The following is a 24,667-nucleotide window of genomic DNA, read 5'->3' on the forward strand; positions in this document are numbered from 1 at the left end:
GTCAAAACAGATAGAGGCATAATAAATTTCAATACCCAACAGGAGAAAATTGTGGACAAATTAACCCAATTTTTAAAGGAACTTCAAACAGATACTAAATATAAAGACTTAGAGGAAGCATCTATTAAACAGGCAATAATTTTAAAAACCCTGTTACTTCTGGGATGGGACCCTTTTGACGTAAATGAAATCCAGCCAGAACACATAACAAAAATGCAAAAAATTGACTATGCAATCAAACAAAATGATTCAGTCAAAGCATTTCTAATTGTCAGAAAGGGTCTTGAGAATCTTAAGGCCGATATTGAATTATTACTGGAGTCCGCTGAAAAGTCTGATGTAAAAATTGCAATATTCACAAATGGTTTTTCATGGTGGTTCTTTCTGCCCACAATCGAAGGGAATATTGATGATAAAAGGTTCTGGTCTATTGATACAGGAAATGAAAAACCGGATCTGGTTGCCGGGAAATTTTTTGATTTTCTTTCAAAGGAGAGTTTTATCAAAGACAATGCAGTAAAACTTGCTGAAGAGATCTGCAATAAAAGAAAAGAAGCAGTACTGATTAATACATATCTTCCAAAGGCATGGGAAAAGGTCATTTCTGAACCGGAAAAATATCTGGTTGATATCATATCAGAGGTGACAATGGAACTTTGCGGATATAAACCCAAACGGGAAAAGATTGTAGAGTTTGTAAGGGCCGAAGGTAAAACCAGATATAAAAAATCCGAGCATTATGAACTAACTGACCTCACAAAAATCGCAGGTGAAAAATCTGATAAATCAAAAGCAGGGTATAAGGGTAAGGCCATTAAATCATTCAATTTTGAAACTATTGAATATAATGTCAAGTCATGGCAGGAATTACCTTGGGAACTGTGCAATTCCATCGTAAAAAAACACAGGGAATCTTTTGAAAATGTATTATATATAAGTATAAAAGGAAGAGACTATTTTTCAAACAACCCCTATCAGTTTATTATGAATAAAGAAATAGACGGCACTGGTATATACATCAATACCGATTTATCGGAGGCTATTTCTATAACCCTGTGTAATGAGATCCTTAAACTATTTGGTTATAAGGAGAGTGATCTTACAATTGATACCAAGTAGCCTCTTAAGGCAACCCACTCTTGGCACCATCTATTGAACCCCCGGATAACGGCAAACATGCCGTTATCCATACAACCTGTCAAATACCCGCCTATCTGTATATAACATTATTTCTTCATGTTGAAATTATGTTCATCTCTTTGTGTATACTCTCGGCACCTTCATCTTAATGTAAAAGTTTTTACTCTGAAGAATATTAACGAACTTCCTTCGTTTTTCGACCGCTCTTTTAAGTATGGATTTGAGCCCGGATATAGCATAAATATTACGCTCACTGGATTTTTCATAAAACACTTTCCTGATCGGCTCCCCAACCTTCAGACCTGCTTCCTCTGCGAAAGAGCCCGGTGTAACCTCTGATACAACAACCCTGCTGTACTCCTGTTTTACCTTAAAACCATACATCACAAAAACATCGATCTCCGGCTCTTTTGGTTCCTCCACCTCTTCTTCATCGTAATAATCATCATCTTTCTTCTCAACAGACTGCTCAGCTACCTTTTCTGTAATGCTTTTAGCAACATTTGCCTCACTATTCCCAGTTACCTTTTCTTCAAATCTTTTTTCGCTCTTTGTAGTGTCTGATGCTAATCTACCTTTAAAACCTTTCTGAAGATGAATCGCCTCTACTATAGTACTGTCACTTAATACCTCCAGGGAAAGCCCGATGTTGTCATAAGACATGATTACCGTACCAATATCACTGATCTTTACCTTTTCGGGAGGACCCAGCAGTTCGATAGCATCTTTCAAGGCCATACCGGGCTTAAGATTTTCATCTATTGTTATCCCGCTTCCTGCCTGTGCGAAGGCGATTCCTGTTAAATAGTAAAATGATATCAGAAGAACAGCTGCAACCACCATAAAATACGTTGTTTTTTTTCTAATGACTGTCATAATTATCCCTTTTATTAGAACCCTATTAATAAGAGCCAATTCCATACGGATATTTTAAAACCGTATGGATATAAATAAAAAACTGTAAATTTCATACCCTGAATTGCAGAGACAACATATACTTTTCCAGATTAAAAAACAACTTACCTGTGTAAAAAAACCTCTTATATCACTTGATTTTTATATAATTTAAAGCACGAATTATATTTATGAATACCTCTTACATTTTTCGCTTTTTATGTTCATTATTTCCATTTAAAAGCTTAAATAGTTCGTTATTTTCATTAATCAGCGTTTTATGGTCTCCATTAAGATTGATTTTACAATTTTTTTACATTTTTTTTACATTTTTTCACCAAAGAGCAGTTGACACAATCAGACTTCTTGTTTAAATTTGTGAGTACCAAAGCTTAACCAATAACCTTAAATTGAAAGGCCGGGATACCACCTCATCCCGGCCTTTCGCTTTTTAATCAAGCAATTGTTCATATGTTTTTTATGTCTCCGGAATACAGGTTATAAAAGTAAGATGGCAGGCCCAATATAAAATCAGGCCTGTCGATTAGGAATTATGAAGCAGCTTTTATTATCCCTCTTTAACCTACTCATTAACATGAATCAATGATCAACCCATCTCTTGATTGGGTCAAAGGAGATAAAAACAGTGCTACCCCCTCCTGTCTTAACCGGGTTTTGTTATACCTTTGGCAAGGCTGTCATGGTAAAAACCATTACAAATAAGGCAACCGTTTCAACAACGCCAATTGTCATGATATAGTTACCAAACCCCTTACCGGTTTCTGCCAGTGCGTCAGCCGCCTTTGCTCCCACCTTTCCCTGAAAAAAGGCTGACATGGCAATGGCAAGACCGGCAAACAGACCCAGCAGCATCTGATAAATATAACTTTCAGGGGGAAGATTTGCTCCTTTAATAGCATTGCGCAATATCATGCCGTATATAGTCTGGGATAATGGGGCGCCAACAAACGCTATAAGGATAAACGGGGCTGCCTTGTTATTCATATATGCCCTCTTCCACGCACCTACCGCTGCCATACCTGCGATACCAATGCCAAGAGCAGAACCAACAGCTGAAATTGCCAATGAAATGCTCATATCTCCTAAGCCTGCGATCATATTGAATCTCCTTTCAAAATAAGTACTGAAAAATAAATCCTATCTCTATTTCATATAATTTCGTTATTCTCTGAACGGTTCATAGGGCTTACCCGTCCACTGAACACCGACATGCCCTGAAAATTCAAGCATATTAAGCCTGACACCATGTACCAGCACCGACATGGTGCAGAGCGCTATATTGAGCGCATGACCGACAAACATAATCAAAGCGGCTACAATACCGCTTACAACACTATCTATCCCTGCCCCAACTGCCATGGTATTAAAACTGCTTGATACAATAAACCCGGCAAACCCGACAGCAAAAAGGCGGATATAGGATACAATGTCAGAAAAAGAACCTATTACGCTCAGGGGCAGATTTGACAATGTAACAAGGATACCCTTAAAAATATTTCTCTGAAAATTGCTAAAAATAATTATAATTGCAAGCCCTACCCAGAGCAGTGTCATTGCATAGCCTGGCATATCGATCCCGAGAACCAGGTTTTTTGCCAGAAAAAAGATAAACCATAATTCACAAACCCAGCCTATCTCTCCCAGTGATGTAATATTATGCTTCCTGGCCGCTGCCATTAAATGTGCAACACTGAGATGAATAGCACCTATAATAAAAGAAAGCAGCATTACAAATGACTCTGATTCTTCACTGAAACTGTCAAGTTTATCAACGACAAAGGGGCGCAGAAATGGCAATCCGGCGAGTGTCTGTGATCCGAACCATGTGCCTGTGAGCAGACCCCATACCAGGGTTGTTCCGCTCAAAAGAAACATCAGGTTTACAAATTCACGGTTTGCCTTCTTGAACTTGATCCTCATCCAGATGGTAAGCAGCATAAAGATCAATCCGTACCCGCCGTCGCCGATTATGATGGCAAAAAATACACTGAAAAAGCCAAGAAAGATCATGCTGACATCCATTTCATCATAACCGGGGAGTGTACTCATGAACTTAAACAGGGGGTTTATCATGTTAATAAATCGGGAATTTTTAGTTAATGTGGGCACCTGGCCCGGGTCATCGGGCTCTTCGACAAAATAACCCCACCCATGGCTATCTGCCTCGCGCTGTACAGATTGAACAGCTTCATCAGGGCAAAAACCCTGTAAATAGGATATATCACCCACATCACCCATACCTGCTTTAACCCTGCTGACAACAAGATTCTTTTCAAGTTTTGTACGATAATCTGTAAGCATATCACGATAAGCTACCATTGAACCAAGCTGCCCGTTTATCTCATCACTAAGCTGTTTTAATTGATTAATCTTTAATCGTACTTCACCCGGTTCTGTCTGTGGGATGGTATCCTGACGAAAATCAAGATGCACATCCTCTGATTGTGAGATCAATGCAAGGTGTACTACATTATTTGAGGTGCCTGCCACCATCACCTGCATCTCATCAGGGATACGGGTTAAACCGCTTTTATCAGTAAGGTATAGTCTGATAAAAACACCAGACTCTTTTAATGCCTGAACAGATGAATAGGATATATCTCCCCATCGTTCAAACCAGTCTGATAGCTCCTGGAATTCGTGCAATTCTCTCTGGATAGAATCTTTCTGCTGAAGCAAACCGAGGATCTTTTGAATGATCTCTCCCGGGTCATATTCCGATATCTGACCGGTATCCTGTTGCAGTTCAGGCAGCTTCAGTATACGCTCTATATTTTCCAGGGTGGTTTCAATCTGTTGAATATCATCACTCGCCCTGTGTTCAACATCCTGTATGTGCAAAACACCCAGCTGTCTCAGGCGAAGCAGGGCTTCATCATGATGTTTGGCGCTGAAAAACAGGGTAACCTTTTTCATGGGAACGATCATTGGTGAGCCTCCTGTTTTTTCTTGCTCTCGAGTTTGGTCTTGGCGATTTTTCCACGAACAACAGCAGCTGTCATCTGATCACCCAGGAATATCCTGATCACCCGGATATTCTCCTTTGACTCAGGGATCTTCACCTCTTCAAACAGCTTGATCCGCTGCACTGTGATACGTAACTCTTCACGGATTATTTCCTGCTGCCTGTGCAGGATATCCAGCTCGGCTATACGCCTGATCTGAGACTTTGTTACCTCAAGGGCTTTATCCACCCAGATCGGGGTGGTAAAAAAGTCATATTCATAGTCTTCAAAGATTACATCCTTAAACAGAGGAATATCAATGCCTGCTATGTTACCTGTATCTGTAAGCACCTGTTTTACAGAGAACATGCTGTGAAGATCAATATCTTCGGCAAACACATCTGCCCAGTTCGATACCTCCTGCTCAAGCTCTTTTGCCTCTGCCTCCAGCTTCTCAACTGCACCCTGAATGGTGCGAATCTCCACAAGAAGCTGCTGTTTTTTCAATTCAAGAGTAGGCAGATACCTGGTAAATCGCTTGAGATTATCTTTCTGGAGCTTCAGCTCATTTTTTGTATATTTTATTTTTGCCATCTGACAGATTACCCGCCTTTAATTTTTAGGCCAGAACTCAGTTATCAACTCAGTTCTCATCCTTGTCTCATCCGAGGTAAAGCAGTCAGCCAAAATTTCCCAGCCTCGGTCAAGTGCCTTTTCAAGGGGTATATTTACTGTAAGATTCATCATCTGGGCCTTGAACTGTTCACCGTATTTAAGCAGCTTCTGATCCCAGTTACTCATGCGAAAACCCATTGAACGCTTTTCTTCTGTCTCTATATACTGTGCATAAAGCTGAATCATACCATCCATGATTGCGCGATGATCCTTGCGGCTGCTTTTCGGGTCATTAACCTGCTGTTTCAGGCGGCTCAATGATCCAAAGGGGTCAATAGAGCCATGGTGCAGATAGAACTGACCCTCAGTAATATAACCCGTGTTATCAGGAACAGGGTGAGTAACATCATCGCCCGGCATTGTTGTAACAGCAAGAACCGTAATGGAACCAGCACCCTCAAAGTCAACCGCTTTTTCATAACGGGCAGCAAGCTGGCTGTAAAGGTCACCCGGATAACCACGGTTTGAAGGCACCTGTTCCATGGTTATAGCAATCTCTTTCATTGCATCAGCAAAGTTCGTCATGTCAGAGAGCAATACAAGCACATCCTTACCTTTAAGTGCAAATTTTTCAGCTACAGCGAGCGACAGATCCGGAACCATAAGACTCTCAACTATAGGATCAGATGCTGTGTTCATAAAGAAGATTGAGCGTGACAGCGCTCCTCCCTCCTCAAGGGTACTTTTAAATTTCATATATTCATCATATTTGAGACCAATTCCGCCAAGGATGATCATATCAACCTCTGCCTGCAGTGCTATTCTTGCAAGCAGTTCGTTGTATGGTTCGCCTGATACTGAAAAGATCGGCAGCTTCTGGGAGACTACCAGGGAGTTAAAGATATCTATCATCGGTATATTTGTGCGTATCATGCGTTTTGGGATAATACGTTTGGCAGGATTAACACTTGGGCCTGCCACCTCGATCATGTTGTCTGCAAGCTGTGGCCCTTTATCACGCGGGTTACCTGCGCCATCAAAAATACGACCCAGCATATTGTCCGAAAATGTCACCTGCATTGGGTGTCCAAGAAAACGTATTTCATCACTTACAGAAACCCCGCGGCTTCCGGCAAAGACCTGCAATGAGACAAGATCACCATCAAGTTTGATTACCTGTGCGAGTGATTTGCCACGCTGGGTAGTGATTTCAGCGAGTTCCTCATAGCCTACATTTGAAGCCTTAACGGTTATAACGTTACCGCTAATGCTTAGAATCTTGTTATAGACCTTTCTCATTTCCGGAATTCTCCTTTATTAATGTGTCGATTGCTGTTTCCTGTGCCTTAAATTCGGACGAATCCATTGCAATGTAGTTCCAATCGATGAACAGCTGCCGCAGGCGGTTGAAGAAACCACGCGCTTTTTCCTTGTCATCCAATTGAAATTCTGTTTTCAAAACCCGGTTTACCTTATTAAACACATGTTGCTGCCTCTCTTTGCTTGTGCCGGCATCAACCTTATCAAAAGAATTCTGCTGGAGGTAAACACTGTCAAGAAATTCACCTTTCAGGTAAAGCTGAAAGTCATCATTTGAAGTTCCCTCTTCGCCAACAACCATCATCATCTGGCCAACATCATTTCCGCGCTGTAACATATCACGTGCTGCAATAATCTCACCAGGATCAACAAAGCTTCGGTATTTTGACCAGCTCTCAAGGGGATGGATTGATGGAAAGCGGCGTGCATTTGCCCTGTCACGCGATAGACCTAGAAATGCACCTACAACCTTGAGGGTTGCCTGTGTCACAGGCTCTTCAAAATTTCCACCGGCAGGGCTTACTGTACCGCCTATTGTAAGACTTCCTGATTTACCATTGTTAAGTTCCACCAGCCCCGAACGCTCATAGAACTCAGCGATCCTGGATTCAAGATAGGCCGGAAAGGCCTCCTCACCCGGTATCTCCTCGAGTCTGCCGGATAATTCTCTCATTGCCTGGGCCCAGCGGGATGTTGAGTCGGCCATCAAGAGTACATCCAGACCCATCTGACGATAGTATTCACCTAAAGTTACCGCTGTATAAACAGATGCCTCACGGGCAGCAACAGGCATCGAACTGGTATTACAGATAATGATTGTTCTATCCATCAATGTTTTACCTGTACGTGGATCTTCCAGTTCAGGGAATTCACGCAGCAGCTCGACAACTTCACCGGCACGCTCTCCGCATGCTGCCACAATAACTATATCCACCTGGGAGTATCTGCTTAAAACATGCTGAAGAACTGTTTTACCTGCGCCAAATGGACCGGGAACACAAAAGGTGCCACCCTTGGCAACAGGGAAAAAGGTATCTATTATACGAGCCTGGGTGACAAGGGGATCAACAGGAACAATCTTTTCTTTATAGGATTCAATGGCTATTTTAACCGGCCACCTGAAGCTCATGGTTATCTCATGAGATTTTCCCTTTTCATCCTTTATCCGGGCAATATTATCGACTATTGTGTAATCACCGGCCTTTGCTATTTCTTCAACAATAAACTCTCCATGGAGTGTGAAGGGAACCATAATCTTATGATCAAAAATACCTTCAGGCACAGAGCCTAATGCGTCTCCGGCAATGACAATATCACCTGCCTTTACCGCAGGTGTAAACTGCCATTTCTTTGCCTCATCAAGGGGTTTGAATTCCACACCGCGTGGAAGAAAAAACCCGTACTCCTCAGCCAACTCGGGCAGCGGGTTCTGCAGGCCATCATATATCTGTTTTAACAGTCCAGGCCCGAGCTGAACCGACAGCAGCTGACCACTGAACTCTACATCATCACCAATGATAAGGCCCTTTGTACTTTCAAACACCTGTAAAAAGGCAACACCATCACCGATGCGAACAATCTCTGACTTCAATCGTTCATTGCCTTTTATTATGTAGGCAACCTCATTCTGCATGATATTTCCATCAACAGAGACAGTTACCATATTGCCGCTGACACCAATAATTTTTCCGGTAGTGGGTTTCATGATCTTACCTCGTGATATAACATTTGGAATCTTAGTAGTCCTTTTTCTTTTTCAAAAGTAAAATATCTTTGCAACAGAAGTAATTTCAGGAGATATATAACTATGGTTGTAAAATCGAAATGATGCTCCCGCTCCATTTCATCCAGAAACTGCCAGCGCAAATCCATGAATCGCAATTCAACATCAAGGGGATTGCCCTCCTTGATGGCTGACAGGGGAAAACTGGAAGGCTTGTATTCGATGTCTTTATGCTGGGCCTCGCGAAATGCCGCAATGTCTGTGCGAAGATCATTTTCAAAGTTTTTGTATCTTTTCACGTCAGCCGGTTCGCCCCTGTTAATGGCTACTGATTGCAGATCAAGTGAACAGAGCATTTCAAAATCAGCAGGATCAAGCCATTTTTCAGCTTCATTCATAAAGCGGTCAATGGTAATTTCAGGCTCTTTCCTGAAAAACAGCGTTGGCAGTTGGGCTATAAAATAGTAGTATTTATCCATCCTTATTTATCCAGTATAGATTTCAGATTAGGGTTTACGAGTGACTTCAGCAGATCGGAAATCGCCCCGTCGGAAAAATCATAATAGACATCCGTCCCCTTTAAACCTATACGGAAACCACTGGTAATATCGGCTCCAACCTTGAGTGTGATCCCTTTTTTAAGATCGGTTTTTATGCCATTAAAGAGAAGGGCTTCAAGTTGCTTTTTATCAGCATCGCCCAGAATTACCTCTTTTTCACTGTCTTTAGCCCAGGTCTCAACAATTTTAAGGATCATCTCTTTCATCAGGTCTGGTGTGAGTTTTTCACCAACCTCACGTTTGAAAACCGCATCAAACAACCTGTTGAATCTTTCCTTGAGCAGTAATTCTGCATTACGGACAGACTGTTTTAAATCGGCCTCAGCGGTTGCACGGAATTGATCAACCTTGCTCTGTCCTTCATTAATTACCTTCAGGGCCTCCTTGCCGGCATCCTCAATAATCCCTGCTGCCTTCTGATTTGCCTCTTTTACAATCTGCTCGGCCCTGTTTTCCGCCTCTTCTATCCCCTCTTTCCTGATCTTCTCAATAAGGCTATCCAACTTGACATCCATCAGAAATCCTCCCATTTAACCCGGTGTGGAATTAAGAGTCCTTTCCGGGTGGTTTTTAGGAATAAAGCTATTTTCCTGGTAATGCTCTTTTCAGTTCTCCCTGCAACAATTAGATTTTAAAATTTTAGGGGATTATATGATGTGGTCATATTTAGGTCAAGAAGAAACGGAATGCAAACTATTTTAATTATTTTTACCTTTTCTATAATAGCAAACTCTTAACATGGGTTAAAGTAACATATCAGTGCATACTTACCAACTATATATCATATTAATTGGCAGTTATTATTACTTTCTATGCAGCAGTTTATAGATTTGATTATTGCAATATGGTCTGCTATATAACAAGGTGTCTATTTAATCAGATGCGAAATGATATTATTTAAAGCTATGAAATATTATCAATATACTTGGGGAAAAAAGAAATGATCAATTCTAACTCTGTTATAGTGCCATTTACCAGCCTTGGCAGATATACCTTATTTATACTGCAGGAGATGGGCAGGAGTGGCACTTTCTTTTTCAGGGGTTTCTACAGTATTTTTACATTCCCCTTTCAATTTTCAAAGATTATACAGCAGATATATTTTATAGGTCTTAAATCAGTATTTGTAATCTGCCTGACAGGGGCCTTCACTGGCATGGTGCTCGGGCTCCAGGGATATTATACCCTCTCAAAATTCGGTTCAGAGGGGCTCCTTGGAGCTGCTGTTGCACTCTCTTTGATCCGCGAGCTGGGGCCTGTGCTTACCGCTATTATGATAATAGGACGTGCAGGGTCAGCCATTGCTGCAGAGATAGGCATAATGAGGATCTCCGAACAGATAGATGCACTTGACACAATGGATATTGACCCAGTAAGGTTTCTTGTAAGCCCCAGGATCGCTGCCTCCCTTATATCATTCCCTCTGCTTACTGCTATGTTCAATGTGATCGGAATATGGGGAGGATATCTCACTGGTTCCATCTTGCTGGGTTTGAATAAGGGGGTTTATTTTTCAAGGGTGCAATCGGGGATATCCATGGATGATCTGACCGGATGCGGCATTAAATCCATTGTATTCTCCATCATTGTTGCAACAATATGCTGCTACCAGGGTTACTACACCCATACTAGAAAAGAGGGTCACGGGGCAAAGGGGGTAGGTTTTGCGACAACATCCGCTGTAGTGATATCCTGTGTCCTTGTCCTTGTTTCCGACTATATCATGACATCGTTACTGCTGTAATAATGGCCCCTGAAAAGTTATGAGGGAATATGGAATATAATCATCTTATAGAGTTCAGAAATATCACAAAAAGTTTTGGCAATCAGGTGGTGCTGAACAATGTTAACCTAACCATAGACAGAGGCGAGATCACTACCATTATCGGCATGAGCGGTGTTGGTAAATCTGTGCTTCTCAAGCATATAATAGGGTTGATCAACCCTGATTCGGGTGAAATCCTTTTTCAGGGAAGAGATATCGCAAAACTACCCCGCAGAGAAAAGAGTCAATTAAAAAAGAAATTCAGCTATATGTTCCAGGGCACTGCATTATTTGATTCCATGACTGTTTATGAAAATATTGCCCTTCCCCTTATGGAAAAAAACCTTTTATCCCAAAATGCGATACAGAGATTGGTTCTCGATAAAATGGAGCAGCTAGATATCGGAACCATGGCAAATAAATACCCCTCAGAGCTTTCAGGAGGAATGAAAAAACGGGTAGCGCTTGCGAGATCACTTGTTACAGACCCTGAAATTGTACTTTTTGATGAGCCTACTACCGGCCTTGACCCTATAAGAAGAAACGCAGTGCACAGTATGATATCAGAATATCAGAAAAAGCTGGGCTTTACGGGAATAATTGTAAGCCATGAAATTCCTGAGATATTCTATATATCCCAGAAAATTGTTATGCTCCACGAAGGCGGGATTATCTTCCAGGGTTCAGCTGAAGCACTCCATGAGACTAATGCCACAGTCGTGAAACAGTTTATTAATGGCCTTGAGAACCGACATGATTCTCTAACCGGGTTGCTTCCTCAGCCCAGAGGAGAGGAGAGGCTAAGGGAAGAGCTTGCACGGTTTAAAAGACACAATTATGTTTTTTCAATAATAGTGTTCAGGATCAAAGATCTGGATAATATCAATAAAAATGCCGGGCATGTTGCAGGGCAGGAACTTCTCAGGCGTTTTGCAGAAGAACTCAGAAGCCATCTAAGGCTAACCGATGTATGTTTCAGATACAGCATGAATAAAATAATAACCATACTGCCGGATACCGGTCTTGAACAGGCCCGCCAGACATGCAGAAAACTTTCAAAAAAGATAGACAAAATGAAAATAACAGAAATAGTGAGTGGGTCAGCTCTTGAATGTTCAATCAATGTAGGTTTTGCCGAGGCAAAAAAAGACCTCCAGTTTGAACACATAATAAGAGAAGCTGAATCAAACATAGAAGATACCTGTTTTTTAAGTGGAATGGAGGAACAATGAAAAAATCATCGATAGAGACTTCAGTTGGAATTTTTATGTTTATCGGTATTATCTGTGTCGGATACCTGACTGTTCATCTTGGAAACATAGATTTGTTCAGGTCTGACCATTACCAGTTGCGGGCCCGTTTCCAGTCTGTTTCCGGTCTTAAGGCAGGCTCTTCAGTCGAAATCGCAGGGGTGCAGATAGGCTATATAGCAGCCATATCACTGGATCATGAGAAAAAACTGGCGAACGTAATCCTGAATATCAAAAATGATGTTCAGCTGGAGGAGGATGCAATCGCTTCAGTTAAAACATCCGGACTTATCGGTGATAAATATATTATGATTTCGCCCGGTGGTTCCGATGAAATATTAAGGCATGGAGATATGATACTTGAAACAGAATCGGCTGTTGATCTGGAAGACCTGATCAGCAAATATCTGTTTGGCGATGCAAAATAAAATAAACGAAACCATCGGAGACCAATATGAAAAAATTTAAACCTATCCTCTGCATTTTTATCCTTATAACCTGCATATTCACTGCAAACGCATCTGAACCATTTGATATCATAAAGGATAAAATTGACCGGGTCTTCAGAATACTGAATGACCCTGTCTATTCCGATCAGGCAAAAAAAACCGAACAGCATGATATACTCTATGGCATAATTGAGGAGGCATTTGATTTCAACGGGATGGCCAGGCTTACACTTGCAAGAAACTGGCAGGCCTTTACTCCGTCACAGCAGGAAGAGTTCTCCGGATTGTTCGGGCAGTTTTTAGGCAATACCTACCTTGATAAGATACAGTCAGGTTTTTCAGACGAGCAGGTTGAGTATACAGGGGAAGAGCTTTTGTCCGTTACAAAGGCTGTTGTGATGACCAACCTTATAAGAAAGGGCGTAAAGACCCCTATACATTACAGCCTGCAAAAAAAAGGGGATAGCTGGCGCATATATGATGTAAAAATTGAGGGGGTCAGCCTGTTAAAAAACTACAGGACTCAGTTCAGCAACATACTGATCAGGGAAAAGCCTGAAGGTCTTATAGCCATGCTAAAGAATAAACTTAAATAGGCCGTTAGGGTATCACTATCAACCATGATTTATGCTATTAAAAGGATAATAATCCAGGCCATTGGTATATTACTTATTACAGGCTTAATCTGCATTAATGCGAGTGAGACATATAAATGGGTCGATAAGGATGGGGTGGTGCATTTTTCAGACCGGACACCTGATGACCCTGACTCCAGCCGTGATATTATCCTTGCAAAAAATAATGAAGAACCTGGTGGTAGTGCTGTAAAGATATCAGCAGAAAGGCCTGATGCAGATGAAAAGAACCCCATTAGAAACACTATCAAGAGTACATTTACCATAAAGGGCAGCAAGAACACAGGGACAGGATTTTTCATATCCCCGGATGGATATGCCATTACATGCAAACATGTCATCGAGGCAAACGGGATACATACTGCTATACTTAACAACCAGGAAGAGTTTCCTATAGGCGTAATCTCAAAGAGTAACAGATATGATCTGGCCCTGATCCTGGTAACAACACATCAAAAGGTGCCCTATTTAAAATTCAGAGACCCGTTTACAATGGAAGCCGGTGACAGGGTTTACGCGGTCGGAAGTTCCGTCGGCCTTCAGTCAACAATAACAGACGGCCTTTTTACAGGCGTTAGAAGGCAGATGCCTTCAGAGATAATGGCTGTTCAATTTTCCGCCCCTGTTAACCCCGGAAACAGCGGAGGCCCACTTATAGATAAAGATGGTAGAGTTCTAGGGGCTGTGAGCTGGAAACTGCTTTCAAATGACGGGGTTCCCGTATCAGGTATTGGTTTTGCGGTGCCATCAGAGTATATCCTAAATGAATACAGGGGGTATACAAAAGATTAAAATGCCACACACAAAATCTGTTGAAGAAATATTGAATGAACTGAATGCGAACCCGGAAAAAGGTCTTACCGGTGATGAGGCAAAGGCCAGGCTCAGCAAATACGGTTATAACAGGCTTACAGCCCAAAAGAAAAAGGGGATACTCCAGCTCTTTTTGGCCCAGCTGAATGACTGGCTTATATATATACTTTTTGCCGCGGTAATAATCACCCTTATCCTTGGTGAATATGTAGATTCAATAATTATCATGGCAGTTATCATCCTTAATGCAGCGCTGGGTGTATTTCAGGAGATAAAGGCAGGCAATGCCATAGAGGCATTAAAGAGAATGTCCTCACCAAGATCCCTTGTAAAAAGGGATAATAAGATCATGGAGATAGATTCGGAACTGGTTGTGCCCGGTGATATCCTTATCCTTGATGCAGGGAGGTTTGTCTCTGCGGATATCCGCCTCGTTAATACTGCTGCCATACACATAGAAGAGTCTGTTCTGACAGGCGAGTCAATGGCATCTGAAAAAGAGGCACGCATGGTTCTTGCCCCTAAAACCCCTGTTGGTGATCGTGAGAACATGGCCTACATGTCATCGATAGTCACATCCGGACGTGGTGAAGGTGTTGTTACAGCTACAGGGATGAATACGGAGGTCGGTAAAATCGCCGGTCTTATTGAAGGTGAAGAGGAAAACAAGACACCACTTGAGATAAGGCTGAGCCGACTTGGAAAGACCCTTGGAAAGTCCGCAATAGGTATATGCCTTTTTATCTTTGCAGTTTCCCTTTTTCAGGGCCGTGATCTTGTTGAGATGTTCCTTGTATCCGTCTCACTTGCAGTAGCTGCAATCCCTGAAGGGCTAGCGGCTATTGTAGCTGTAGTGCTCTCCATAGGCGTTACGGGCATGTCAAAAAGAAACGCCATCATCAGGCGCCTGCCTGCTGTTGAGACATTAGGCTCGGTAAATATTATCTGTTCGGATAAAACAGGCACACTCACACAGAACAGGATGACCGTGGTAAAATATTTCACACTTGATAGTGATGCGGTCACTGTTGATGAAGATATGCAACCAGCCGGCAGTGATGCAAAAAGGCTGGCAGAGGTCATGATCCTTTGCAGTGATGCAACGTATGAAGATGGCAAAGGCACAGGCGACCCGACCGAGACTGCGCTACTGCAATTTGGGGATAAACTCGGCATTGACAGAAAATATTTGAACTCATCAAATCCACGTATATCAGAGTATGCATTTGATTCTGACCGAAAGCTCATGTCAACCCTTACTAAAAATGAGGGGAGGCTTGTGGTTAACACAAAGGGGGCGATAGATAACCTTTTAGACCTCTGCACCAGTGTGATTGTTGACGGAAGATCGGTACCGATGACAGAAGGGCATAAAAACAGGTTCAGGCAGACAATGGAGAGTATGTCCAATGAGGCATTGCGCACCCTTGGCGCCGCTTACAGAGAGGTAGACTCAGTGATTCCGCCCTTGGATATGGAAAGGGAGCTTGTCCTTACAGGGATTATCGGCATGATCGATCCACCCAGAAACGAGGTCAGGGATTCTGTAAAACAGGCGGCTGAAGCGGGCATCACAACCGTAATGATTACTGGTGATCACAAAAACACGGCATTTGCCATAGCAGAATCCCTTGGCATTGCGAATCACCATGATCAGGTAATAACAGGCAGTGAGATCGATGATGCGGGTGACATAAAGTTAAAGGAAAAGATACTGGACTATCGTGTCTTTGCAAGGGTTTCCCCTGAACACAAGGTAAAGATAGTACATGCACTCAAGGCAAAAGGGAAGATCGTCTCCATGACAGGAGATGGCGTGAATGATGCCCCATCTCTCAAGGCCGCTGATATCGGTGTGGCTATGGGCATCACAGGCACAGATGTAGCCAAAAATGCCTCAGACATGATCCTTACTGATGACAATTTTGCGACCATAGTAAAGGCAGTTGAACAGGGCCGCAATATCTATAACAACATAAAAAAATCAATAATATTTCTTCTCTCCAGCAACCTCGGTGAAGTTACAGCCATGTTTGTGGCCGTAACAGCAGGGTGGGAGGCGCCACTTCTTGCCACCCAGATACTCTGGATTAATCTTCTTACTGACTCGCTTCCCGCCGTTGCCCTTGGTATGGACCCCTCTGATCCTGATGTAATGAAGGAAAAGCCAAGAAGCCCTGATGAGGGTTTCTTTTCAGGCAGGGCCGGCTTTAACGTGATATCAGGAGGGCTTGCCATAGGAATTATCACTGTTATCACATTCTGGTATGGATACTATATTCACGGGTACAGCCCCTTTGATCACTCTGCACCATCCTATGTGCTGGAATATGCAAGGACAGTGGCATTTCTATCCATTATTTTCAGCCAGTTGTTTTTCTCATTGTCTTTCTGGCATAACCGGAAAACCATCTTCACAACAGGCATCCTGTCCAACAGGTATCTAATCGGGGCAATAGCAATCGCCATCATGCTTCAGGTAGCCATCCTGACTGTTCCGCCCCTTAAATCTGCCTTTAAACTTACTACACCGGATATGTTTGCATGGATGGTAATAATCGTGGCGGGTCTTATACCACTAATATTCAGGGAAATATCAAAACTATTTTTTTGGAAAAAATAAAACAGGTACTGCCCACATAAAAGGCAGTACCATCATAAGAAACTATCTTTCAGTGGCTTATTTGCCTTTACCTATATTTTCAACTTCACAGAGACGCCCTTTTTGTGGAGATATTCTTTAAGCTCTTTTATCCCTATTATCCCGAAGTGGAATACAGAGGCCGCAAGAAGTATTGTTGCACCTGCCTCTGTGGCCTCGTAAAAATGCTTTAACTCCCCTGCCCCGCCTGATGCAACAACCTCTGCTGATACCGCACCTTTTATAAGCCTGATCACCGGAAGATCATAACCGGTCCTCACACCATCGCCTGCCTTGCTTGTAGGCAGAATTACCGGTACGCCATAACCGTCAACACGTTTTGCCCATTCAACCGCATCAGCGCCGGTCGCTGTACGCCCCCCATCAATATATACCTCGTATCCTGACGGCATTACAGGATTCTTATCAACATCAATGGCCACGGTTATCTTTTCAGGCCCGAATGACCTTATCATCTCGCTGATAACTTCAGGCCTTCTGAAGGCGGCGCTGCTGACAGATACCTTACTTGCCCCTGCCTCAAGCACTAGACCGGCTGATTTCACATCTGATATGCCCCCACCCACGGTAAATGGCACTGTTGTGACCTTTGCGACACGTTTTACAACCTCAAGCATGGTCATCCTTCCCTCAACAGTGGCGGTGATATCAAGCATCCCCAGCTCATCAGCGCCGGATGCACAATAGGCGCGTGCGCATTCAACAGGGTCACCGGCATCCTTTATATCAACAAAATGAACTCCCTTTACAACGCGCCCGTTCTGCATATCCAGACAGGGCATGATTTTCACACTCTTTCCCATAAACCTTCTCCTTTCGTCTTATACCCGGCATACACTAAAATATATATGATGTAAAGCCTCTTGCCTTCAACCGCTGCTTTTGGTATTAACAAAACCCAGATCAATATTAAACACCTTTACTTATAAATTATTAATTTTTTGTAACAGGAAAATATGATATTACTATTTTTATTCTTGTTAATGGCATTATTTGTTTCATTCCTTTGTTCAATAATGGAGGCAGTCCTGCTTTCTACACCTCAGTCATTCCTGATTTCCCAAAAAGAGCAGGGAAAATCATGGGCTGTAAGGTTATCAGGGTTAAAGGAAAACATTGATAGACCATTGTCTGCCATCCTCTCTTTGAATACTATCGCCCACACAATAGGGGCAGCAGGTGTGGGCGCACAGTCGATAAAGGTCTTCGGTGAAGCCTATTTCGGGATTATCTCTGCAACAATGACCATAATGATTCTCATTTTTACGGAGATCATCCCCAAGTCTATTGGCGCACGATTCTGGCGCGAGCTTGCTATGGTTTCGTCACAGATGATCAGTTTCATGATCATAATTACCTATCCGCTTGTATATATGTCTCTATTTATCACAAAGGTATTTTCAAAAAGCAGCCCCGAGAGAACAACCAGCAGGGAAGAGATCTCCGCCCTTTCAGGCATAGGGGTTGAAGAGGGTATTGTCCATGAGAGGGAACATAAAATAATACAGAATATACTCAAGCTCAAGAATGTGAAGGTAACCAATATCATGACCCCAAGGGTGGTGCTTGTGACTGCTGATGAAAATTTATCTCTGGAAGAATTTCTGATGCAAAAAGATTACCTGAAATTTTCCAGGATACCTGTATATTCAGGGCATATTGAAAACATTTCCGGTTATGTATTCAGGGAGCAGGTGTTTGAAAAACTTGCTGAAGGCAGCCATGACTTAAGGCTTAAGGATATCAAACGTGAGATAGTAATCATACCTGATACCAAAAACCTGTTCGGGGTATGGGAGACGCTTTTACAGAAAAAAGAGCAGTTGTCATTAATCGTTGATGAGTATGGAGGGATTGAAGGCATTGTAACAATGGAGGATATTATTGAAACACTCCTGGGCCTCGAGATAATAGATGAAAAGGATGTGTTCAGTGATATGCAGAAATTTGCCCGCGACAGATGGAAGGCAAGACAGACTAAATATAAACTACTGGAAAAATAGCCTTAAAAAATATCTGAGAAGGCCATACCTCCTGATATTATCGTTTTGAATGCCGCTTTATGGTTAAAAAAACTCTGCATGACCTGTTTTGTTGCCGAATAGATCGTTGAAATAAACCATTTTCATATATGATATCTGCTATCCAGGCATGTATTTATCTATAACACATTTAATTTTTGCTCTATTCAAGCATTTTTTATTATTTATATGACCTTATTGGTTATTTTTTACATTTTTTTAACAATTTAATTACATTTTTTTACCTTTTTGTTATTGACACAACCAGCAAATTTCTTTAACATCACAGATGCCAAAGCTTAGACGAAAGTCTAAGACCCTACAAGGCCGGACTTGCCTCAATGAATTCCTCCCAGAATTCCTCCGGGCAGTCCGGCCTTTCCTAAAAAACAGACTTTCAACAAATTTGAATCAAGATATGGCAAACCAATAGCCAAATTAATTATTATCAAAATATTTCATGCATATTTTGATCATTTTAAAAAAAGCCTTGATTTTAATTTTTATTCGATTTAGATTAATTCAACGCTTGAAATAATATGTAGGGTCTTTGGCATATATTTATAAGCTATGATTTACAGATTTACGGTTTTAAGTTTTACGGATTTTCTCTCCAGGACGTAGTTGAGATTTTTCTGTGACTACCAGTTTTCAGCAAATCATTGCTTTCCAATTGTAACAACAGGCGATCAGTATTTTCTTTAGGATTTTACTGGCGTAATGGGAGAGGTGGGCCAAGTTTTTGGCAAACTAGCGGGTTCTTTTTTACAAAAGATAGGCCTTTCAGGTGAAGGCATTATTTTCAGGGGACTTTTGAAAATAGAATTTTCACCTTTTTTACTATTAATTTTTTTGGAGGATTTAAATGAGCAGTAGAATTGGTTTACGTTGTAAAAACTGGCAATTTAGTTGCTTCATGCTGTTGGCATTGTTTATCTTCAGCACTGCAACTCCAATCTTTGCAGCAGAAGACGAGGAGTTTATGCTGGAAGAGATTACTGTAACAGCAGAAAAAAGAGAGGCGGAATTACAGAAGGTGCCTATTGACATCACTGTACTCAGGCCTGAAGAGATGGACCGTTCGGGCGTGTATTCCATATATGACCTTAAGAAGGTGATTCCTGATCTTGATACCGCCACACAGACAGGTAACCAGGTAATGGTTAGTATCCGTGGCGTTGGCGGCGCAGCAGATACATTATGGAACCCTATTCATGAAACAACAACCGCTATTCACATTGATGGTATTCAGCTTACCAGAGCAAATGGTTTTGACAATATGTTCTATGATCTCCAGAGGGTTGAAGTGCTTAAAGGACCCCAGGGCACCCTTTATGGCCGTGGATCAACCGCAGGAAGCATGAATATGCTGACCCAGAAGCCTATTATTGGCGAATTTGGTGGTAATTTCACCTTTGAAGAGGGTAATTATGACCTCCGCAGATCAGAGGCTGCCATAAACATTCCTGTCATGGATAAATTGGCTTTTCGTCTTTCAGGGCGCTGGATAAGAAAAGGCGGCTACAGTGATGCTGGCGACGGTTCAAGTGAAGCCAGAAGCGGACGCTTATCAATGACATGGGAACCTACTGATAAAGATACAATCACCATGACATTTGACATGGGAAAATCTGACTCAAATGGTTACGGTAACAGCGGTTCTTACTTTGCAACTTACGGTGGAGTCAGGATAGTGCCTGTTTCTCCCTGGACAACAGACTATACAACTGTTTTGGAACTTCCATATAAAACCAGGTGGTACAAGAATGATGCCTTGAGGAATGGCGGGGTTTTTAACGATTCATACGGTTACATGGCACAGTGGGAAAGAGAACTCCCCTTTGCATATGGAGTAGCGCTTTATGGGCATCGTGACATGGAGGAGGAGCTGGCATACATGTATGGCTATGCAATGCTTTCTCCATTTGCGCCTGACTTGACACAGCCAACCCCCGGCTTAATTACAGATGTTGGCTTATATACTCGCGAACCTTATCTTTATTCACATTCAATCTCAAAGGGAAAGACTGATTCTCTGGAAGTGCGCCTGCTTTCAAAGGAGACCATAACCAAGGGAGACAAATATGAGTGGGTTGTGGGCGCTATGGCTCAGGATGATGAAACAGATGAAGTTAATGATCTGGGAGCCAATTACTGGGTTAACATCAAGACTAAATCATACGGCCTTTATGCCCAGGCAGCATATGAGCTCTATGACAAATTGAACCTCTCAGTTGGCTATCGCCGTGCTATGGATGAAAAGGAGTATAATGGAGATTATATAGTCACTCCTGAGGTTGATGTCCCTTATCGAAAAGTAGATTGGGATGAAAACGTATATAAAATAAACCTGAACTGGTTTGTAACTGATAATTCAATGACCTATGTACAGTACTCAAAGGGTTACAAGACCGGGAATTTTAATTACGGCGGCAAGGTGAGCCCGCCAGAGTTCATGGATTCATATGAGGTAGGTTTTAAATCCCGGTTCCTTGACAACAAGTTACAGGTCAATGGCACTGCATACTATTATGATTATAAAAACTACACCAAATGGACAACCGCTGTCTACTGTGCCTATCCGGCTGACGGACCTGCGCCGATGGTACCAAATATAGACGATCCGGAGGGGCCGATGATTCCAGCAAGAAGCACGAATGGTATCTGCTATGATATTGACTCCGATGAAACAAATGAAACTTATCAAGGTATCTACCCTGACAACAATGTTAGCAGATGGGATTATGTTGACCAGCGAGATGCAGCCTCTATTGCTGTATCACCCGGCGGGGCAGAGCAGATGGGCGCTAATTTAAACATAATGTATCTCTTAACAGCAAAAGATACATTCTCATTTAATGGTTCATACTCAAAAAATGAGTATAAGGATTATAATATTAGCAATGCTATATTGGCAACGTACCCTGGCGCTGATAACGCAAGGTTAGATCCAGAGCTGTATAACGATCTTGATGGCGAGAGGTTCGGCAGCGCCCCCTATCGTTTTAATGTAGGCTACTCCCACACTGAATTTATCGGTATGGATATGCTTACCTTTAATACGACTGCCTATTATAATGGCAAGGCACTGGATCAGATAATGCTTAAATTTAGGGACAACCAGTATACTATGCCAACTACATCTGACTATTGGACAATGGATGCTTCAGTTACATACAGCTCAAGCCGCTGGGTGCCTGAAGGCACGAGATGGAATGCAAGGTTCTGGTGCAATAATGTATTTGGAAGTGAACATTTGGCAAGTCTTTACTGGACAGATATGGCTCAATATTTTGCCCAGTATGGGGGACAGCCTAACACGGGTTATGCATCGGGTACTTATATTTCACCCAGGACCTATGGTGTTACACTTTCATTTGATTTCTAACATAGGGAGTCTTAGAAGGGCTAATTAGGGCTTCCTGCTCTAAAAGATTTTAGTAACTTCTTAGATCCTGAAGTATCAAGGCGGTTAAAAGGTTATACCTTTTAACCGCCTTTTCTTTTTGCATAAAAAACTGTCCTTCACAGGGAAAAATTTACCTACTCTTTTATCCTGTTGGTAATTTTTTACCTTTAAACAATGGCTCCCATTTTCCACTATCACTGTATCACATTGATTATACTGCATTTTTCCATCACATCTCTTTTGGCACAGCCATTGCTTTATAGCAGTGCATGAATAAAATATTGCTGTATACAAGGATGCATGATGAACAACTTTTTTGAGATAAATAAACTTCCCGGCCCTGGATCATTTGGTAATATGGATGGCATGAAAACCGGTGGTGCAGGCAAGAACGATCTATTCGCATCCATGCTGGAGAACATAGGCAAAAATGCAGGCGGGAAGAATCTCTTTTCAGCGCTATACTCAGACAACAGCGGAGAGACTATCAACAAAAGTGGTTTAATATCAGGCAAACCGGTCATAAAATCTGCAACTGAGAATCTTAAAAATAAAAATTTAAATCCTGATGAAATGATCCTCCCTGCGGCCCTGCAGAACCAGTTGATAGCCTATCTTGAAAAACAGGGGTTTTCATTCAGAGACATAAACCAGGCTATCTCCGCATCAAAAAATCAAAATGGCCTGATAGAGCTTGGCAGGCTGTTCAAGGGGCTTACAGCCATTACAAATGAAAATACAGGGGTTATAAACTTAGTATCCTTTAAGCAGGGTTTTTCAGCTTTCCTGAATGAACAGGGCATTGATATTAAAAATTTCGAAGGCTTTCTTTCCGGGATTAAAAATGAACATGCAAGCAACGGTCAAAAAGAGTCATCCTTTATAGAGCCATCTTCTGTTCCAGCCACAGGTGAAGTCCTATTCAAACTGGGTCTTGGCGCAGATGATGTAAAAAAGGTGCTTGAAAAGAGTACGAATGGCAAGGGTGAAATTGAGACAGGTAAACTCACCCTGGAGCTTAACAGGTTACTGACAAACCCTGTTACTGAATCAGGCATTATATCTCTCCTTTCAGAAAACAGCATCTCTGTGACAAAACGCATGTTCAGTAAACCTGATGAAAAAACCGCATTGGATAATTTATCAGCCTATTCAAAAGAAAACAGGTTAAATGTAATACAGAGGGAGCTGAAACAAAATATAGATGAACTCCTCAAAGAAAAAGGCATTTCCGAAGATAAAATCAGCTCAGTAATGACAAGGCTGGATTCGGCAATCATGCGATTCAGCATTGATCAGCAGGCAAATAATATAACTGCAAACGCTAACAAGAACATATCAGGCACAAAAGAAAACAATGCAAAACAGGATATCTTTGCCACACTCAAAGAAGCAGGCATTTCTGAAGAAAAGATTGATTCTGTTGTTCAAAAGCTCAATTCCGCTATTACAGGATTAGCAGTCAATCAACAGCAGGTAAAGGACTCAATAACTGGGGCACGAAACACCATCAGTACAATGGCTGAAGATAAAAAGGTCATATCAGGCATGTTTGGGGAAAATTCCGGCCAAAATATCACCTCCTTCTTAAAGAGCAGGGGAGTCACGGACAGGGATGTAAAAAACATACTTGAATCATTAAGAGCGGGTTCTAAAAACACAGACCTTAATCAGAATGATAATCTCAGGTCTGCCCTTTTAAATGACAGGATACCAGGCGCATCAAAGAATAATTCCTTCACTTCTTCAGACACCCAGGGAAACCTGAAACTTAACTTTACAGAACTGCTCAAGACAGCCGAAAAAGGATCGGGCACAGAATTTAACAGAAAATCATTTGAAGGCGGCACACACTCAGAGACAACCTTTAAAGCTACCCTTTCAGCAAAGGATAAGGGCAGTTTTACTATAAAGGAATCTAATGATCAGGCCTCTATCAACATGCTCAATGCAAACAGCATCAGGAATATTGCTAAGACAGGCCAGGCAGATACAGGAACCTATATACCCCAGCCGCTCCCAAAGATAGTTGAAAAAATGATATTCATGTTCAGGGCAGGGGAATACCAGAGCAGACTTCAGATAACACCACCTGAACTTGGCAGGCTGGATATTGATCTCACAATAAAAAACGGCCATGTGCAGGCAAACCTGAGCGCAGAAAGTACCGCTGTAAAGGAGATCATAGAGGCTAACCTTAACCAGCTCAAGCAGCAGTTAAACAACCAGGGGTTAACTATAGATAAGTTCAATGTAATGGTCAGCCCTGATAATGGAGAGAGAAAAGATAACAGCACATGGGCACATGAAAAAGAGAATAAAGGTTCTGGCCGGGGTCATGATTTCAAACAGGATAGCATAGCAGAGATACCTGCGGCTGCCTCTTTAACAAAAAGTTTTACAGGCAACAACCAGATTGATGTTCATGTATAGAATAAAGGAATG

The 24,667-nt window shown here is 42.0% G+C and carries 19 protein-coding genes; 10 read left to right on the forward strand and 9 right to left on the reverse strand.

All coding sequences use genetic code 11. The features are described 5' to 3' along the window. Positions 1-51: 51 nt before the first annotated feature. Entirely contained in the window at positions 52-1,119 is a 1,068-nt protein-coding gene (locus GX654_15330; protein NLD38233.1) for a hypothetical protein, read from the forward strand. A gap of 132 nt (positions 1,120-1,251) precedes the next feature. Here GX654_15330 and GX654_15335 read toward each other — a convergent pair whose 3' ends face one another. The 8 genes from GX654_15335 to GX654_15370 form a co-directional block, all read right to left on the reverse strand. Beyond that, positions 1,252-2,061: a hypothetical protein gene (locus tag GX654_15335; GenBank protein NLD38234.1), complete on the reverse strand. Its 810-nt coding sequence runs from the start codon at positions 2,059-2,061 to the stop codon at positions 1,252-1,254. 651 nt (positions 2,062-2,712) lie between these two features. Then, complete coding sequence (locus GX654_15340) at positions 2,713-3,153, reverse strand: V-type ATP synthase subunit K (protein ID NLD38235.1); 441 nt, start codon at positions 3,151-3,153, stop codon at positions 2,713-2,715. Positions 3,154-3,216: 63 nt separating this feature from the next. Continuing rightward, positions 3,217-4,983: a hypothetical protein gene (locus GX654_15345; GenBank protein ID NLD38236.1), complete on the reverse strand. Its 1,767-nt coding sequence runs from the start codon at positions 4,981-4,983 to the stop codon at positions 3,217-3,219. Next, entirely contained in the window at positions 4,980-5,594 is a 615-nt protein-coding gene (locus tag GX654_15350) for a V-type ATP synthase subunit D (GenBank protein NLD38237.1), read from the reverse strand. The genes GX654_15345 and GX654_15350 overlap by 4 nt, the downstream gene beginning before the upstream one ends. Before the next feature lie 18 nt (positions 5,595-5,612). Further along, on the reverse strand, positions 5,613-6,914 hold the full coding sequence (locus tag GX654_15355) for a V-type ATP synthase subunit B (protein NLD38238.1): 1,302 nt from the start codon (positions 6,912-6,914) through the stop codon (positions 5,613-5,615). Next, positions 6,898-8,640, reverse strand: a complete 1,743-nt coding sequence (locus tag GX654_15360) for a V-type ATP synthase subunit A (GenBank protein ID NLD38239.1) — start codon at positions 8,638-8,640, stop codon at positions 6,898-6,900. The genes GX654_15355 and GX654_15360 overlap by 17 nt, the downstream gene beginning before the upstream one ends. Beyond that, on the reverse strand, positions 8,637-9,137 hold the full coding sequence (locus tag GX654_15365) for a DUF2764 family protein (GenBank protein NLD38240.1): 501 nt from the start codon (positions 9,135-9,137) through the stop codon (positions 8,637-8,639). Before GX654_15365 ends, GX654_15360 begins: the two co-directional genes overlap by 4 nt. A gap of 2 nt (positions 9,138-9,139) precedes the next feature. After that, a complete protein-coding gene (locus GX654_15370; GenBank protein NLD38241.1) occupies positions 9,140-9,733 on the reverse strand; it encodes a hypothetical protein in 594 nt (197 codons plus the stop codon). Positions 9,734-10,158: 425 nt separating this feature from the next. On the opposite strand from GX654_15370, the gene GX654_15375 reads away from it, so the two are divergent. The 6 genes from GX654_15375 to GX654_15400 are packed head-to-tail and all read left to right on the forward strand — an operon-like array spanning position 10,159 to position 16,753. Further along, on the forward strand, positions 10,159-10,962 hold the full coding sequence (locus GX654_15375) for an ABC transporter permease (GenBank protein NLD38242.1): 804 nt from the start codon (positions 10,159-10,161) through the stop codon (positions 10,960-10,962). Between the two features lie 29 nt (positions 10,963-10,991). Beyond that, on the forward strand, positions 10,992-12,215 hold the full coding sequence (locus GX654_15380) for an ATP-binding cassette domain-containing protein (protein ID NLD38243.1): 1,224 nt from the start codon (positions 10,992-10,994) through the stop codon (positions 12,213-12,215). Then, the gene (mlaD, locus tag GX654_15385; GenBank protein NLD38244.1) at positions 12,212-12,661 is read left to right on the forward strand and encodes an outer membrane lipid asymmetry maintenance protein MlaD; all 450 of its coding nucleotides are present in this window, start codon (positions 12,212-12,214) and stop codon (positions 12,659-12,661) included. Before GX654_15380 ends, mlaD begins: the two co-directional genes overlap by 4 nt. A 26-nt stretch (positions 12,662-12,687) precedes the next feature. Continuing rightward, a complete protein-coding gene (locus tag GX654_15390; GenBank protein ID NLD38245.1) occupies positions 12,688-13,278 on the forward strand; it encodes an ABC transporter substrate-binding protein in 591 nt (196 codons plus the stop codon). A gap of 24 nt (positions 13,279-13,302) precedes the next feature. After that, positions 13,303-14,109, forward strand: coding sequence for a DUF4124 domain-containing protein (locus tag GX654_15395; protein ID NLD38246.1), 807 nt, complete (start codon positions 13,303-13,305; stop codon positions 14,107-14,109). Position 14,110: 1 nt separating this feature from the next. Next, positions 14,111-16,753, forward strand: coding sequence for a cation-translocating P-type ATPase (locus tag GX654_15400; protein ID NLD38247.1), 2,643 nt, complete (start codon positions 14,111-14,113; stop codon positions 16,751-16,753). Positions 16,754-16,824: 71 nt separating this feature from the next. On the opposite strand, the gene hisF is transcribed toward GX654_15400, so the two are convergent. After that, positions 16,825-17,595 (reverse strand): imidazole glycerol phosphate synthase subunit HisF, encoded by a 771-nt coding sequence (hisF, locus tag GX654_15405; GenBank protein ID NLD38248.1) that lies wholly within the window; start codon positions 17,593-17,595, stop codon positions 16,825-16,827. Positions 17,596-17,748: 153 nt separating this feature from the next. Here hisF and GX654_15410 point away from each other — a divergent pair, with 153 nt between their 5' ends. From GX654_15410 to GX654_15420, 3 genes are all read left to right on the forward strand, one after another. Continuing rightward, the gene (locus GX654_15410; protein NLD38249.1) at positions 17,749-18,795 is read left to right on the forward strand and encodes an HlyC/CorC family transporter; all 1,047 of its coding nucleotides are present in this window, start codon (positions 17,749-17,751) and stop codon (positions 18,793-18,795) included. 883 nt (positions 18,796-19,678) lie between these two features. Next, positions 19,679-22,201: a TonB-dependent receptor gene (locus tag GX654_15415; GenBank protein ID NLD38250.1), complete on the forward strand. Its 2,523-nt coding sequence runs from the start codon at positions 19,679-19,681 to the stop codon at positions 22,199-22,201. Between the two features lie 321 nt (positions 22,202-22,522). Then, entirely contained in the window at positions 22,523-24,655 is a 2,133-nt protein-coding gene (locus GX654_15420) for a hypothetical protein (protein ID NLD38251.1), read from the forward strand. Positions 24,656-24,667: the final 12 nt, after the last annotated feature.

Source organism: Desulfatiglans sp., from assembly GCA_012513605.1.
Classification (GTDB): Bacteria; Desulfobacterota; DSM-4660; order Desulfatiglandales; family HGW-15; genus JAAZBV01.

Bases quoted from the DNA above. Each gene is read 5' to 3' on its own strand.
- GX654_15390 (NLD38245.1), top strand. From the start codon at position 12,688: ATGAAAAAATTTAAACCTATCCTCTGCATTTTTATCCTTATAACCTGC.
- GX654_15355 (NLD38238.1), bottom strand. From the start codon at position 6,914: ATGAGAAAGGTCTATAACAAGATTCTAAGCATTAGCGGTAACGTTATA.
- GX654_15335 (NLD38234.1), bottom strand. From the start codon at position 2,061: ATGGAATTGGCTCTTATTAATAGGGTTCTAATAAAAGGGATAATTATG.
- GX654_15380 (NLD38243.1), top strand. From the start codon at position 10,992: ATGGAATATAATCATCTTATAGAGTTCAGAAATATCACAAAAAGTTTT.
- GX654_15370 (NLD38241.1), bottom strand. From the start codon at position 9,733: ATGGATGTCAAGTTGGATAGCCTTATTGAGAAGATCAGGAAAGAGGGG.
- GX654_15350 (NLD38237.1), bottom strand. From the start codon at position 5,594: ATGGCAAAAATAAAATATACAAAAAATGAGCTGAAGCTCCAGAAAGAT.
- GX654_15345 (NLD38236.1), bottom strand. From the start codon at position 4,983: ATGATCGTTCCCATGAAAAAGGTTACCCTGTTTTTCAGCGCCAAACAT.
- GX654_15375 (NLD38242.1), top strand. From the start codon at position 10,159: ATGATCAATTCTAACTCTGTTATAGTGCCATTTACCAGCCTTGGCAGA.
- hisF (NLD38248.1), bottom strand. From the start codon at position 17,595: ATGGGAAAGAGTGTGAAAATCATGCCCTGTCTGGATATGCAGAACGGG.
- GX654_15415 (NLD38250.1), top strand. From the start codon at position 19,679: ATGAGCAGTAGAATTGGTTTACGTTGTAAAAACTGGCAATTTAGTTGC.
- GX654_15340 (NLD38235.1), bottom strand. From the start codon at position 3,153: ATGATCGCAGGCTTAGGAGATATGAGCATTTCATTGGCAATTTCAGCT.
- GX654_15365 (NLD38240.1), bottom strand. From the start codon at position 9,137: ATGGATAAATACTACTATTTTATAGCCCAACTGCCAACGCTGTTTTTC.
- GX654_15360 (NLD38239.1), bottom strand. From the start codon at position 8,640: ATGAAACCCACTACCGGAAAAATTATTGGTGTCAGCGGCAATATGGTA.
- GX654_15400 (NLD38247.1), top strand. From the start codon at position 14,111: ATGCCACACACAAAATCTGTTGAAGAAATATTGAATGAACTGAATGCG.
- GX654_15420 (NLD38251.1), top strand. From the start codon at position 22,523: ATGATGAACAACTTTTTTGAGATAAATAAACTTCCCGGCCCTGGATCA.
- GX654_15410 (NLD38249.1), top strand. From the start codon at position 17,749: ATGATATTACTATTTTTATTCTTGTTAATGGCATTATTTGTTTCATTC.
- mlaD (NLD38244.1), top strand. From the start codon at position 12,212: ATGAAAAAATCATCGATAGAGACTTCAGTTGGAATTTTTATGTTTATC.
- GX654_15395 (NLD38246.1), top strand. From the start codon at position 13,303: ATGATTTATGCTATTAAAAGGATAATAATCCAGGCCATTGGTATATTA.